Source organism: Paenibacillus sp. FSL E2-0201, from assembly GCF_037963325.1.
Lineage (GTDB): Bacteria > Bacillota > Bacilli > Paenibacillales > Paenibacillaceae > Paenibacillus_AQ.
Map to the genome: position 1 here is coordinate 3404129 of NZ_CP150154.1, position 14557 is coordinate 3418685.

General features: G+C 41.5%; 10 protein-coding genes and 1 pseudogene. 10 read left to right on the forward strand and 1 reads right to left on the reverse strand.

Annotation, left to right across the window (positions count from 1 at the left end; genetic code table 11):
* Nucleotides 1-117: 117 nt before the first annotated feature.
* The 9 genes and pseudogenes from NSU15_RS15310 (at nt 118) to NSU15_RS15350 (ending at nt 10754) form a co-directional block, all read left to right on the forward strand.
* Nucleotides 118-1191 carry a phosphotransferase gene (locus NSU15_RS15310; RefSeq protein WP_339286548.1) on the forward strand — a complete coding sequence of 358 codons (1074 nt, stop codon included), beginning with the start codon at nt 118-120 and terminating at the stop codon, nt 1189-1191.
* Nucleotides 1192-1219: 28 nt separating this feature from the next.
* A complete protein-coding gene (locus tag NSU15_RS15315; RefSeq protein ID WP_042127835.1) occupies nt 1220-2137 on the forward strand; it encodes an aminoglycoside phosphotransferase family protein in 918 nt (305 codons plus the stop codon).
* 484 nt (nt 2138-2621) lie between these two features.
* A pseudogene (locus NSU15_RS15320) lies at nt 2622-3501 on the forward strand (endo-beta-N-acetylglucosaminidase); the annotation flags it as partial.
* A gap of 747 nt (nt 3502-4248) precedes the next feature.
* Nucleotides 4249-5046 carry a discoidin domain-containing protein gene (locus tag NSU15_RS15325; protein WP_339291365.1) on the forward strand — a complete coding sequence of 266 codons (798 nt, stop codon included), beginning with the start codon at nt 4249-4251 and terminating at the stop codon, nt 5044-5046.
* Between the two features lie 241 nt (nt 5047-5287).
* Nucleotides 5288-7900, forward strand: a complete 2613-nt coding sequence (ppsA, locus tag NSU15_RS15330) for a phosphoenolpyruvate synthase (protein ID WP_339286550.1) — start codon at nt 5288-5290, stop codon at nt 7898-7900.
* Nucleotides 7901-8035: 135 nt separating this feature from the next.
* Nucleotides 8036-8413, forward strand: a complete 378-nt coding sequence (locus NSU15_RS15335) for a VOC family protein (protein ID WP_339286552.1) — start codon at nt 8036-8038, stop codon at nt 8411-8413.
* A gap of 165 nt (nt 8414-8578) precedes the next feature.
* The gene (locus tag NSU15_RS15340; protein WP_339286553.1) at nt 8579-9265 is read left to right on the forward strand and encodes a FadR/GntR family transcriptional regulator; all 687 of its coding nucleotides are present in this window, start codon (nt 8579-8581) and stop codon (nt 9263-9265) included.
* 38 nt (nt 9266-9303) lie between these two features.
* A complete protein-coding gene (locus tag NSU15_RS15345; RefSeq protein ID WP_339286554.1) occupies nt 9304-10086 on the forward strand; it encodes an ABC transporter ATP-binding protein in 783 nt (260 codons plus the stop codon).
* A gap of 269 nt (nt 10087-10355) precedes the next feature.
* On the forward strand, nt 10356-10754 hold the full coding sequence (locus tag NSU15_RS15350) for a hypothetical protein (protein ID WP_339286555.1): 399 nt from the start codon (nt 10356-10358) through the stop codon (nt 10752-10754).
* On the opposite strand, the gene NSU15_RS15355 is transcribed toward NSU15_RS15350, so the two are convergent.
* Nucleotides 10693-11571, reverse strand: a complete 879-nt coding sequence (locus NSU15_RS15355) for an AraC family transcriptional regulator (RefSeq protein ID WP_076120902.1) — start codon at nt 11569-11571, stop codon at nt 10693-10695. The two genes, NSU15_RS15350 and NSU15_RS15355, sit on opposite strands and share 62 nt — an antisense overlap.
* A 212-nt stretch (nt 11572-11783) precedes the next feature.
* On the opposite strand from NSU15_RS15355, the gene NSU15_RS15360 reads away from it, so the two are divergent.
* Nucleotides 11784-14444, forward strand: a complete 2661-nt coding sequence (locus tag NSU15_RS15360; protein WP_339286557.1) for a family 78 glycoside hydrolase catalytic domain — start codon at nt 11784-11786, stop codon at nt 14442-14444.
* Nucleotides 14445-14557: the final 113 nt, after the last annotated feature.

The following is a 14557-nucleotide window of genomic DNA, read 5'->3' on the forward strand; positions in this document are numbered from 1 at the left end:
ATAATTTAATTATAATTGTTTTTACTATCCAGATTGTCAGTAGAAGCTGATAAGCTGTACATTAACTGATCGAGTTTGGACGCATAAAGTAAAATTACAGGCTAAAGGAGAGATTTTTTGACAAATAATGAGGTTGTTGAAATTGCTGATGTGTATTTGCTACCATTGATATCGGAGTTGTACGAGTTGAATGGTTATGAAATTCAGCCCATTCCGGCACATGATGGAGGGCGTAATGTCGTTTATATATGTGAAAAAGAAGGTACTGACGCCAAAATACTCAGAATCGCCTTCCTAAATGACAGAAGCCGGGAAGATTTTTTAGGTGAAGTTGAGTATGTTAGATATTTATTTGAGCATGGCGGAAGTGTCTCGGATGTAGTCAACTCCCTAAAGGGGAATCTACTGGAAGAGATCATTCATAATAATCATACTTTTTTTATCTGCCTATTTAATAAGGCTAAGGGGAAAATGCTTGTAGAAAATAATTATCGGTACCGGGAAGAAGCTCCAATTACAGAATATTATTATAACTGTGGTAAAGTTCTAGGGAAAATACATGAATTGTCGAAAGGATATACTCCTGTTCATCGTCGGCATAGTTTTTTTGACAGATTTAATGCCGAATATATTGATAAATTGATACCTGACTCCTTATCTCTCCTTAAAGAGAGATTGGTAAAGCTTCTTAAAACTTTAGAAGAATTGGACAGGAACCTTGAGTCATTCGGTTTGATCCATTTTGATTACAATGATGGGAATTATTCGATAGATTTTGATACTGGACAAATCACTGTGTATGATTTCGATAATTCATGTTTCTGTTGGTATATGTTTGATCTGGCAGGTCTCTGGACACAGGGCGTGGGATGGGCACAATTCGAACCAGATGCTGTTAAACGAAAGAAGTTCATGGATGATTATTTTGAAGTAGTCCTTAAAGGATACAGATCTGAGACCGCGGTCGATCAGTCAATGTTGGATAAGCTCTCCTTATTCATCCAAGTGACGCTCATGGAGAATATTGTAGATGCATTCGAGGTAATGAGGAACAATGGTGTAGTACCCACATGTGATGAGGAATTATCCTATCGCATAAAATGCATGGAAGACGACATTCCGTTTATGGGGTTTTTCGATGACATTTACTCGTGTAAAGAACCATTTGAATATGAGGAAAGAGAAATTTAGTCTCTAATTTATAGGAGTTGAAGCTACGGTGACTTACGCGAAGCCAAAATTGGCCATGAGTGAAATTGAAAAAGTATTAGAGAATCATCTTAGACCAGGTGCAGTTGAGATTACACCTCTTTCCGGTGGTAATATAAGCAACGTGTTTTCTTTTGTCCTCGAAGGGAAAGGATATGTAGTCAAATTCAGCGATCTGGCAGGAGCGTATGAAACAGAAAACTATGTATCGAATCTGCTATCAAGTCAGAACATCCCTTTCCCGAAATGTTTGGCTTTAGGAAAAACTAGTCAGATAACCTATTTAATCATGGAACGAATGGAAGGTCGCAACCTATCCGATTTCACGGCAGAGGAGCAAACCCTTCACTTGCCTGAAATTATCAGCATTTTGACAAGAATGGGAGCAGCGGATATTGGGGCAACTAACGGGTATGGGTGGATCGGTGCTGATGGCAACGGGGTCTATTCATCTTGGAAAGACTTTATTGTTGCAGTAAATGCTGAGGATCAAACGGGAACGTTCTGGGAGAATTGGTATGATCTCTTCCATACGTCTTGCTTGGAGAAGGATGTATACGAAGAAATATACAGTCGGTTGATGGACTACGTACCCTATAATGAATCTAATAGAAGCTTTATACACGGAGATTTTCAACAGTGGAATATTTTGTCCGATGGAACACGAATTACCGGCATCATCGACGGGAATTGCATGTACGGTGATTGTCTCATAGACCTTGCGATTCTCGATCGGCATATGCCATGGAGTGATGTTATTAAGGTGTATCAAGACTATCAAGAAAAGAACGGAGTAGAAACTCCTAATTTTAAAGAGCGGCTAATGGGAGCCTATTATTTCAAGGGACTTGATGGACTTCGATTCTACGCAAAAATGGGATGGAATGACGCTTATCAGAGCACAAGACAGTTTCTTTTAAACTTGTAGGTTGTAGAGCTGAGAGACTAATTGATTAAATTTGGAAATCGTGATTCAAATGATATAAAAAGATTGAGAGCACCCGTTTGTTTAAATGGGGGCTCTTTTTATTTATGGAGACCAAGAATATGCTTGTACTCGAGCTTCAGGTTTACAATCTGTAATAAGTGCACCTGGACTTGTCATTAATCCACTATCTACAGCTTTGTCCAGCTTGTTAAAATGTAAGCGCAACCATATTATCTATTGATTGGAGGAGTATGGCATGAAAAAGATTGGTGCAGGTTTTATATTCTTATTGGTGATGTGCGCAGCAATATCTACAACAGCTTTCGCTAAACAGCCTTATTCATCCTACTGGTTTCCAGAGCAATTGCTTCAGTGGAGTCCTGCATCCGATCCGGATGCGGCATTCAACCGGAGCACAATCCCGCTGCAAGATCGATTTGTGACAGATGGTGTCAACTCCCATGCGACCAAAGCGCCGAAAGTTATGGCCTTATCAGCTCTGAACTCGGGAACAAGTGGTGTGCCATCACAAGGTTCGGACAAATTTGAGGCTAACACGTTCTCCTATTGGCAGTATGTTGACAAGCTGGTTTACTGGGGCGGATCAGCTGGAGAAGGGATCATTGTACCTCCAAGCGCGGATACTATCGACGCAGCTCATAGGAATGGCGTACCGATCATAGGAACGGTATTCTTCCCACCTACCGTGTATGGAGGGAAATTTGAATGGGTGGAGCAAATGCTTCAACAGAACAGTGACGGCTCGTTTCCTGCTGCAGACAAGCTGATCCAGGTTGCGAACTATTATGGATTTGACGGCTGGTTCATTAATCAGGAGACCGAAGGTGGTGTGCCGGCTGATGCACAGAAAATGAAGGCTTTCCTAAGTTATCTAGAGTCGCACAAGTCGGAGTCTATGCAAAATCGTATGGTACGACTCTATGACTAAGGAGGGCAGTATCAGTTGGCAGAACGCACTAAATGACAAGAACGCGATGTTTCTACAGGAAGATAATAAGAAAATAACAGACAGTATGTTCCTAAACTTTTGGTGGAAGGATCTTAAAAGCTCCGCAGAGAAGGCCAAAAGCTTAGGAAGAACTCCATATGATCTGTATGCAGGGATCGATGTTGAAGCCAAGGGCTACGATACAAATGTGAACTGGAATCTACTGTTCCCAGATGGCAAGCCTGCCGTCACTTCCCTTGGTATTTATCGCCCAGACTGGGCTTTTAACAGTGCAGAGAGTATGGAGGATTTCTTCGTACGTGAGAGCAAATTCTGGGTGGGGCCAAACGGGAACCCGGGGAACACCGTGAGCGATCAGGCATGGAAAGGGATCGCGAATGATGTGGTAGAATCCTCCCCAGTAAATAAGCTGCCTTTCATCACTAACTTCAATACAGGAAGCGGACAGAAATATTATGTCCGAGGGCAGCAGGTACGAGATAAAGGATGGAATAACCGAAGCTTGCAAGATATCCTGCCTACATGGCGCTGGATCGCAGACAGCAAAGGAACAGCACTTACTCCGAGGCTTGATTGGTCCGATGCATATTACGGCGGTAGCTCTCTGAAGGTATCAGGTGAACTGAGCCACAACAATGCCACACATTTGAAGCTCTACAAGACAGACCTGAAAATTGAAGCAAGTACAAAGCTATCGATTACGTATAAAACGCCGAACAAGCCAAGTCTAAAGGTTGGTCTCGCTTTCGCAGACCATCCCGACCAATTTGTCTTCCTTAACGTGAAGGATAAAGCTTCGTCAGGCTGGACTACCGAAACTTTGAATTTGACCCCATATAAAGGAAAACGTATCGTTGCGTTGTCACTGTACTTTGATACCAAGGATACGATCAGTAATTATAGCATTCAAATTGGCCAGCTCTCCATCCAGAATACTAATGATTCAATTAAAGCACTGCCGGCAGTTCGCGAGCTTAAGGTCACTCAATCCGATTTCCGTAATGGAATTTACGGAGATGCTAGATTACAGTGGAAACCGCTTGATCAACAGGTGAAGCAATATGAAATCTATCGTGTACTGCCAGATGGCAGAGAAGTGCTGATGGGTGCAACAACGAATCATGTGTTCTATGTTCCTGAGATGAGCAGAATAGACAAAGAAACGGTCACAGAATTGAAGGTCGTTGCGATCAACGCAAGATACGAGCAAGGTCAGTCCTCCAGCGTCAAGATCAGTTGGCCGGCTTATCCGAAGCCAATCGCTGGGTTCAAGGCTGATCGGACCCTGGTGGCACCAGGTGAGAGCGTAAACTTCATTGACTTATCGACGGAAGTAACAGAAGGATGGTCATGGAATTTCGAAAGCGGAAGCCCAGCTGTGAGTACATCGAAGAACCCTGCTGTAACGTTCAATCAGGAAGGCGTGTATAGCGTGACACTGACTGCAACTAACAGCGCGGGGCAAGATACCATTACGAAACAGGAGCTCATCACAGTAAGCAAAGAAGCTGGAGCGGTGAAGAATTTAGCACTTGGAAAAATTGCAACGGCTGATCATGCATGCGGAGAGAAGGAAGGAGCAACGAACGCCGTAGACGGCAAAGTTACTGATAACAGCAAATGGTGCGCACTTGGAAATCTGCCTCATTGGCTTCAGGTCGATCTCGGAGCCGAGCATCAAATTAGCACTTTTATCATCAAGCATGCACAGAGCGGAGGAGAATGGTCCGGGTTTAATACGAGCGATTATACCATTCAGGTGAGTATTGACGGAACGAATTGGACGGATGTCGTTAACGTTCAAGGAAACTCGGAAGCCGAGTCAACAGACGCGATCGCGTTGGTGAAAGCACGCTATGTAAAATTAATAATTCTTAAACCCACGCAGGGAGCCGATGCGGCGGCGCGAATCTATGAGTTTGAAGTCCATGGGTTATAGCTCCAATGTAAAAGATGGAGTATAGGCCGAGTGTTGGTTATTGATTACTGGAATCAAAAAAAGAACCTGAGTCGTTTATCAGGTTCTTTAATATTGCATATGAACAGACACGATGATATAATCATATCACGTCTTTACATTATTTAGTGGACAAAGATAATGGATCTTATATTAATAATGTACCATGCCGGTCAACTCTTGTCAAATGTTTTTTCTCAATTTAATAGATAGGAGAGATTGAATGAGTTCTTTAGTTCTTGGGTTTCAGGAAATAGATCATACGCAGCTTTCGCTTGTTGGTGGAAAAGGGTTAAATTTAGGGAGATTATCAACTATCGAAGGAATAAATGTACCAGAAGGATTTTGTATTACAACAGTGGGTTACCAAAAAGCTATCGAAAAGAACGAAAAGTATCATACTTTGTTAGATCAACTATCCATGCTAAACGTAAACGATCGAGCGCAAATTGGTGAAATCAGTAGGAAAATTCGAGAAATTCTTATGGAAGTAGAAATTCCTTCAGATGTTGTGACAGCAGTTACTCACTATCTCTCCCAACTTGGTGAAGAACAGGCTTACGCAGTACGTTCTAGTGCAACTGCTGAGGATTTACCAAATACCTCTTTTGCCGGTCAACAGGACACCTATTTAAATATCATCGGACGAGAAGCAATGATGCAGCATATAAGCAAATGTTGGGCGTCTCTATTTACGGATCGCGCAGTAATCTACCGAATACAAAATGGTTTTGATAACAGACAAGTTTATTTATCCGTTATTGTTCAAAAGATGGTTCTTCCACAGGCATCAGGAATTATATTCACCGCTGATCCAATGACCTCTAATCGAAAGTTGCTATCCATTAATGCCAGTTTTGGGCTCGGTGAAGCTCTGGTTTCTGGCTTGGTATCTGCCGATTGTTATAAAGTACACGAAGAGAAACTCGTCGATACGATGATAGCAACCAAAAAAATAGCTATCTATGGCATAAAAGAAGGTGGAACAGAAACCCGGAAAATCGATTTCGAACAGCAAAAGTCTCAAACACTTACAGAACAACAAATTTTACAACTGGCACGAATAGGTAGAGCGATTGAAGCTTATTTTGGTTGCCCGCAAGATATCGAATGGTGTTTGGATCATGATACTTTTTATATTGTTCAAAGTCGACCAATCACTACTTTATACCCGATCCCTGAAGTAAATGATCAAGAAAATCACGTTTACGTATCTGTCGGTCATCAACAAATGATGACGGATCCCATGAAACCACTAGGATTGTCTTTTTATCTGTTAATAACTCCTGCACCAATGCGTAAAGCCGGTGGAAGGTTATTTGTTGATGTTGCACATATGCTGGCTTCACCTGCCAAAAGAGAAACTTTCATAAATACCCTTGGAAAATCCGATCCGCTCATAAAAGATGCATTTATATCCCTAATAGAACGAGAATATATAACATCGATACCAGATGATAGAAAAGAACGGAGTCCCGATAATAGCAGTAAAGATAGGTCGTCAGAAGTTTTTCAAGCCCTAATCGAAAATGATCCGGCAATTGTTTCTGATTTGATTAAGAACAGTCAAACATCAATAGAAGAATTAAAACAAAACATCCGAACAAAATCAGGAGCAGATTTATTTGATTTTATTCTCGAAGATCTCCAGGAATTAAAGAAGTTCTTATCTAACCCACAAAGTACAAAGGTCTTTATGACTGCTATGAACGCTTCGTCATGGATCAATGACAAAATGTACGAGTGGTTAGGTAAAAAAAACGCAGCAGATACGCTTTCTCAATCTGTACCCAACAACATTACTTCGGAAATGGGCCTAGCGCTATCGGATGTTGCAGATGTGATTCGTCCTTACCCGAAAATAATTGATTATTTACAACATGTAAAAGATGATGATTTTTTGGATGAACTGGTTAAGTTTGAGGGTGGACGTGAGACTCAAGACGCTATTTATGCATATCTCAACAAATATGGGATGCGATGTGCCGGTGAAATCGATATTTCGAGAACCCGTTGGAGCGAAAAACCAATTACACTTCTCCCCATGATTCTCAATAATATCAAAAACATTAAGCCAAATGCTGGCAAACGGAAATTTGAGCAAGGAAGACAGGAAGCTTTGGAAAAAGAACAAGAGTTGTTAGATCGATTGAAGCAATTACCGGATGGTGAACAAAAAGCTGAAGAGACCAAACGAGTGATCAGTTTAATCCGGAATTTCATCGGTTATCGTGAATATCCAAAATACGGTATGATTAATCGCTATTTCGTTTACAAACAGGCATTACTGAAAGAAGCCGAACAACTAGTAGAAGCGGGAATAATTCATGAAAAAGAAGATATATTTTATCTCTATTTTGAAGAACTTCACGAAGTCGCACGCACAAATAAACTGGATTATCAGATCATCAGTAAACGAAAAGACGATTACAATTTTTTTGAAAAACTAACTCCGCCACGTGTAATCACGTCTGATGGTGAAATCATTACGGGTGAGTACAAACGAGAAAATCTCCCAGCCCAAGCGATTGTAGGTCTACCTGTTTCTACCGGAGTTATAGAGGGACGAGCACGTGTCATCTTAAACATGGAAGAGGCAGATCTGGAAGATGGAGATATATTAGTCACCGCTTTTACTGACCCTGGTTGGACATCTTTGTTTGTATCCATTAAAGGCTTGGTCACCGAAGTTGGCGGACTGATGACCCATGGAGCGGTTATCGCTCGTGAATATGGCTTACCGGCTGTTGTCGGAGTGGAAGACGCTACCAAGCTGATAAAAGACGGGCAGCGAATTCGTGTGAATGGCACTGAAGGGTACATTGAATTATTGTAGAAATATTTAAAATAAAAATAATTATCGATGTTCTCTTTCGCTTATCTGAATTTCAGTTTAATGTAGGAAAAGGAAGTAAATAATATGGGGAAATGGACAACCTCATAAATTATTCAACTAAGGAGAGTATAAATTATGATTAATAAAGTGGGTCAAGTAATGTTATATGTAAATAATCAAGAAGAATCCAAAGATTTCTGGACAGAGAAGCTAGGGTTTGAGGTGATTTTGGACGAAACAAATGGCCCTATGAGATTTATCGAACTTGCTCCGAAAGGTGCAGCTACTAGCATTGTTCTTCATAATAAAGAGTTGGTTGCCCAAATGAATCCTGAAATGAATCTCGGAACACCTTCTTTAATGTTCTTTTCGGATCATTTTGATCAATTGAATCAAGAGTTGAAGAACAAAAATGTTACGGTAGGAGATATTGTAGAAATTCCCGGTGGAAGAGTATTTAATTTCGCTGACAGTGAAAATAACTACTTTGCTGTAATGGAAAAAGGACAATAAATAATAGTGAGCCATGCAATAAAGCTATAGTTAAATAAGTTACGTCAGCAGCTAATCCAAATGATTAGCTGCTTTTTTATTCCCATATTGGGCGTTAAAAACTTCAAAATCTTACTTGTTAAGTAAAGAATATCATGGTATTCTGCAGAAAGAGGAGATGATCAGATGTTTGAGAAGGGATCGTTCCGACCCGTTCAATCCACTAAGTTAGTGGACGATGTTGTTAACCAAATCCAACATAAGATTTCAACAGGAACTATCTTACCAGGAGACAAATTACCTCCAGAACCTGAATTGATGCAATTATTTAATGTAGGGCGATCAACGATAAGAGAAGCAGTCCGTGTGTTAGTTCATGCTGGACTATTGGAGAAAAAGCAGGGTTTTGGAACTTACTTAAAATCCAGTCCTCTTATTCAAGAACCACTCACCCATCGTTTACTTCGTGCAGAATTGATTGAAGTCTTCGAAGCTCGAAAAATGATTGAATTAGAAATCGCAAGATTAGCAGCTCTACGACATGATGACACTGACTTATCCAACATGCGGAACCATTTGGATACTAGAAATATGGCTCTACAGAAGAATGATCGTGAACTGTATGCCAAATCGGATATAGAGTTCCACATGGCAGTAGCAATGGCAAGCAAAAACGCTGTGATCATTGATTTATATAGAACCTTTACGCATATTTTGTCAGATGCAATGAGTAAATTAAACCGTAATTATAGTTCTCATGATCCTCAATCCGATTACCATGAACAAGTTTATGAATCTATTAAAAATGGGGATCCAGATCAAGCGGTACAATGCACTCTGAGTATTTTAAATGGAACTCTTTCTGAGCTTTAAGTTCAATACAGACATTCATAAGGAGGGGAATTTGGGGCATGATTATATCTCTTAAAAATGTATCGTGGCAGCGCGATAAAACCATGATCTTACGCGATATGAATTGGGAAGTGAAACAAGGGCAACATTGGTGTATCGTCGGATTAAACGGTTCAGGCAAGACGACGATGCTGAACGTAGTGAACGGCTATGTATGGCCGACGACTGGGCAAGTCGAAGTGCTAGACCATCGCTTCGGTGATGTTGATCTTAGGGAGCTGCGCAAACGAATCGGTTGGGTCAGCACCTCCCTGCAGCAAAAGCTATACGGACATCAGACCGCCCTGACCATCGTCCTCAGCGGGAAATTTGCAACTATCGGTTTATATGACAAGACCAATGAAGAGGATCAAAAGCAAGCCGAAGAATTGATGGAGTTTCTAGACTGCTCTTCCTTAGCCGCTCGTACATACGATACCTTATCGCAAGGTCAGCGACAGAAAGTCCTCATTGCACGCGCACTTATGGCCAATCCAGATCTATTGATCCTTGATGAGCCATGCACAGGGCTTGATATTTTTGCCCGAGAACAGCTGTTGCAAATGATCGAGAAGATTACGAAGCAACCCGGCGGACCAACTTTGCTGTATGTAACGCATCATATCGAAGAGATAACACCCTGCTTCACACATACGTTATTAGTTAAGAACGGCGAAATCTATAAAGGGGATGAGACGGAAAACTGCCTGCAGTCGGATGTGTTGAGCGATTTCTTTGATACCCCCGTTGATGTTCAGGAGCATCACAATCGCAAGTGGCTTACACTTGCCGGTGATAAGTAGGATACGCTGCTTGAACATCTTATACAAAAACAAAAGCTGCCAAGCAATCGCATGGTAGCTTTTGTTTTTGTATAAGGAAATAATCGAGATGGATCTAAATTAAACAAGAGGAGTCACAGCAACTTTAGGGGTTCATTTCATTGATATTAGAAATACTTGTTCTTTAATTGGAGAAGAGATAGTACAGCTTTATATTAGTGGCAAGTTCGGAATTTCGTTGTGTATATCATTTGCTGACTTTAAAATAAATCGGATTAGTAGGAGGTACTATGGAAGAGAGCAGATTGTGGAAGGCACATTGGATTTGGTCTAAAGGCTATCCGTGGACGTCAAATCCGGGTACACATGAATTGGTGTATTTTCGCCGTGAATTTAACGTTTCTGATTCAGATGGAGCAAAACTCGTTGTTGATATCACAGCGGATAGCCGGTACCGAATATTTCTTAACGGTGAATCCGTCTCTGTTGGACCCTGCAAAGGTGACCAGTTCAGCCATTATTACGAAACAGTTGATCTGAGCGAGCGTCTTATTAATGGAAAGAACGTGCTAGCAGTTAAAGTACTTCACTATGCTGCAGCCGGTCCCTTTGAAGGATGTTTAGTAGCTATTGCTCAACTCGTAGCGAATTACTATATTGCCGGGGAGTCATTCCGATCTTTTTTTTAAATATTTGGTGAAAAAACTTCAGGTCAGCATATCCGACTGCTGCGGCAATTTCACTTACACCTCTATAACCTCCAGAAAGCATACGGCAGGCAGCATCCATACGAATACTTTGCATGTAATCTGTAAAACTCATTCCCGTTTGATGCTGAAAAAGTCGGCTAAATTGCCGTTCACTAAGGTTCGCTTTGCTAGCAAGATCGCTAAGTTTAAGCCCGCTGGCATAATTATAATTTATAAATGCAATGGCTTCATCAACTGCCATCCATTGTGGCTTCTCCCCAGTTGGTGTATTAAGCTGCAACCGATGTCTAAACAAGCCCGTTAATATTTGCACAACAAGAGCATCGAGGACAGCTAAATATCCAGGTGGTTTTGCCGAGAATTCACGAAACAGTTCACGGAACATTATATGGTATGAACCACTGATATCTTTCATAGAGAACCATAGCAATTGCATATCTGTGAAAAATTCACAAATATCTTTAGCGTGAGGAAAAGTAACCTGAAGCTCAGATAAATACTCTACCGGAAACAAACAGTTGTAAACAATAAGCGGACGGTCTTTTATAGGTGTTTTAGGGCGAAATACATGACTGCGTCCGATAGGTATAAAAAATAACGTACCGTGCTCGACAGGAACGGCCTCATCCTCAATGTAGTGAACCCCTGCGCCTTCACTGATATAAGTAATCTCGATAAACTCATGGGAATGCGCATTCAATTCGAACGTTTCGTAAGCCCTGTTCACATTAATTGGCACATCAGGCTCAAAAAAGCTATCTCCGGACATGACAAAGGTACTGCGTCTGATACTCATAACGTGGCCCCTTTCAAATTACCTAAGGCTAGTCTCATCGTATGAAATTTATGAATGAATGTCCAGATCCACCTATAAAAATGTCAGAAATACCCCCAATTCTATGTTAAGCGACCTCGTACAATAGAATTAGCTCTGCTGGATACATGAGCGACAATTCTATTCTTAACTGTTCTGGTAGGTTACCGAATGATTATAGGAGGTAGTTACAAATGTCCAATTTTGAGGTCACAAATCTTAAGGTGAATTATAGAAAAAATCCATTGGGGATTGATGATTTACATCCGCGGCTTAGTTGGTGGATCAGCACAGAAGTAAGGGGCTTTATCCAATCTGCCTACCAAGTTCAGGTCGCGAATGATCCTAAATTTGTTTCAGAACTCATCTGGGATTCTGAAAAGGTAGAATCAGATAGCAATGTTCATATTGAGTATGCAGGTCCCGACTTACAGTCACGCACTCGGTATTACTATAGGGTTCGAGCTTGGAACGATCAAGGAAAGGTTTCGGAATGGAGTGAACCTGCATACTGGGAAACAGCCTTGTTGTCGGTCAAAGAGTGGCAGGCAAAATGGATAACAGCACCCCTGAGTAACCAAGAGAACGGAGCGGAGCCTTGCGATTATATTCGTACGGAATTTTCAATCCCTGACAATGTCGTATCAGCACGTGTGTATGCAACCTCGCTTGGATTGTACCGCCTTTATATTAATGGTATTCCAGCAGATAACACACTATTTAATCCCGGTTGGACCAGTTATAACAACAGGCTTCAATATCAGACCTATGACGTGACGTCATTGATTGCTGCTGGTGGCAACGCGCTTGGTTGTATTCTGGGAAACGGATGGTATAAAGGGTATCTAGCTTGGGAAGGAAAGAAAGACATCTTCGGTAATGCTCGTGCTGTGCTAATCCAGCTACACGTCACATTATCCGATGGTTCTGAACATATCATTGTATCGGATGAGAAATGGCGTACTTCGACAGGTCCACTCTTGATGTCGGAATTATATCATGGCGAAACATATGATGCGAGGCTCGAGAAAGAAGGATGGTCTTCTCCCGGTTTTGAGGATTTAAAGTGGCAAAAGACTATTCTCAAGGACCGTCCAAAAGCTACATTGGTTGCTCAGGAAAACGAACCGACTAGGGTTATAGAAACCATCAAGCCTATCGCTATCATTACTACACCTAAAGGTGAACACGTGCTGGATATGGGACAAAATATGGTTGGATGGGTAAGGTTTATGGTTCATGCTGAAGCAGGAACCATAGTTACTTTAGAACATGCTGAGGTCTTGGACCGCGAGGGGAACTTCTACATCGGTAATTTACGATCGGCAAAACAGACTGTTACTTATGTATGCCGAGGCGGAGAGGAAGAAACATTTGAGCCGTATTTATCCTTCCAAGGATTCCGTTATGTAAAAGTGACTGGTATACCGCAAGATCAATTATTGGAACAATTCATCGGCTGCGTCATCCATACGGACTTAGAGCAAACGGGCAAGTTCAACTGCTCAGATGAACTCTTAAATCAACTTCAGCACAACATCTTATGGGGACAAAAGGGGAATTTTCTAGATATCCCTACAGATTGCCCTCAACGAGACGAAAGATTGGGATGGACGGGGGATGCTCAAGTTTTTATTCGCACAGCTGCCTTCAACATGAATGTCGTTCCGTTCTTTGAAAAGTGGCTAAAGGATTTGGCCGCGGATCAAGAAGAGGACGGAAGAGTTCCACACGTCATTCCAGATGTACCAGCGGCAGGATACGGATCTGCTGCTTGGGGAGACGCCGCGGTGATTTGTCCTTGGACGCTTTATCAATGTTATGGGGACATTCGTGTGCTGAAAACGCAATATCCAAGTATGAAAGCTTGGGTCGAGTATATTCGGGTGCAAGGTGAAGACGAATATCTATGGAATACAGGTTTTCACTTCGGAGATTGGTTAGGTCTAGATGCCAAAGAAAACAGCTACGTCGGAGCAACTCTAAAAGAGTTGATCGCTACCGCGTTCTATGCTTATTCAACGGAATTGCTAGCTAAGACAGCGACTGTCATTGGAAAACCCGAAGATGCCTTAAAATATGAAGCATTGCATGAGAAGATTGTTCTGGCATTCCGTCAAGAGTTCGTAACGCCAAATGGGCGGGTGGCATCACCGACACAAACTGCCTATACACTCGCCCTTATGTTTGACTTATTGGAGGAAAAGGATCGTCATCGTACAGCCAAGATGCTAGCAGACCACATCGAAGAAAATGGAGTACACTTGACGACCGGTTTTGTGGGAACTCCGTATCTGTGTCTAGTCCTCTCTAGATTTGGTTACACGGATTTAGCCTACCAATTGGTACTGCAAAAAGAGTATCCTTCCTGGTTATATTCCGTAATTCAAGGGGCCACAACCATTTGGGAACATTGGGATGGAATAAAACAGGACGGTTCGTTCTGGAGCGATGATATGAACTCCTATAACCATTATGCTTACGGCGCTATAGGAGATTGGCTCTATCGCACTGCCGGTGGTATCGAACTATTGGAACCAGGCTACAAAAAAATACGGATCCAACCGCAAATCGGGGATCATTTATCGTGGGTTGATGCTTCGCTTGAATCTGTCCATGGAACGATCAAGGTAACTTGGAAAAAACTTAATGAAGCTTCAGTAGAAATGCAAGTATTGATACCATCTAATACAACAGCTGAGGTTATGATTCCAACAATGAAGCAGGAGAATATTTTGGAGTCTGGGATCCCAATAGAACAAGTTATAGGTCTGTCTAGTGTGGAACAAATGCCAGAAGGCCAAAAACTAATCATTGGATCTGGAAATTATCAATTTACGTATCCAATGAGCTAAAAATGATATAACCTTCTACTTTGCAGACAAGCCAAATAGGCTTGTTTTTTTATTCAGTTGATGTCGAGTATAATAAACTTAACCTATAGTAAATCAGATAAATAAGATTGGAG

Bases quoted from the DNA above. Each gene is read 5' to 3' on its own strand.
- NSU15_RS15325 (WP_339291365.1), top strand. From the start codon at position 4,249: ATGAGCAGAATAGACAAAGAAACGGTCACAGAATTGAAGGTCGTTGCG.
- ppsA (WP_339286550.1), top strand. From the start codon at position 5,288: ATGAGTTCTTTAGTTCTTGGGTTTCAGGAAATAGATCATACGCAGCTT.
- NSU15_RS15335 (WP_339286552.1), top strand. From the start codon at position 8,036: ATGATTAATAAAGTGGGTCAAGTAATGTTATATGTAAATAATCAAGAA.
- NSU15_RS15340 (WP_339286553.1), top strand. From the start codon at position 8,579: ATGTTTGAGAAGGGATCGTTCCGACCCGTTCAATCCACTAAGTTAGTG.
- NSU15_RS15345 (WP_339286554.1), top strand. From the start codon at position 9,304: ATGATTATATCTCTTAAAAATGTATCGTGGCAGCGCGATAAAACCATG.
- NSU15_RS15350 (WP_339286555.1), top strand. From the start codon at position 10,356: ATGGAAGAGAGCAGATTGTGGAAGGCACATTGGATTTGGTCTAAAGGC.
- NSU15_RS15355 (WP_076120902.1), bottom strand. From the start codon at position 11,571: ATGAGTATCAGACGCAGTACCTTTGTCATGTCCGGAGATAGCTTTTTT.
- NSU15_RS15360 (WP_339286557.1), top strand. From the start codon at position 11,784: ATGTCCAATTTTGAGGTCACAAATCTTAAGGTGAATTATAGAAAAAAT.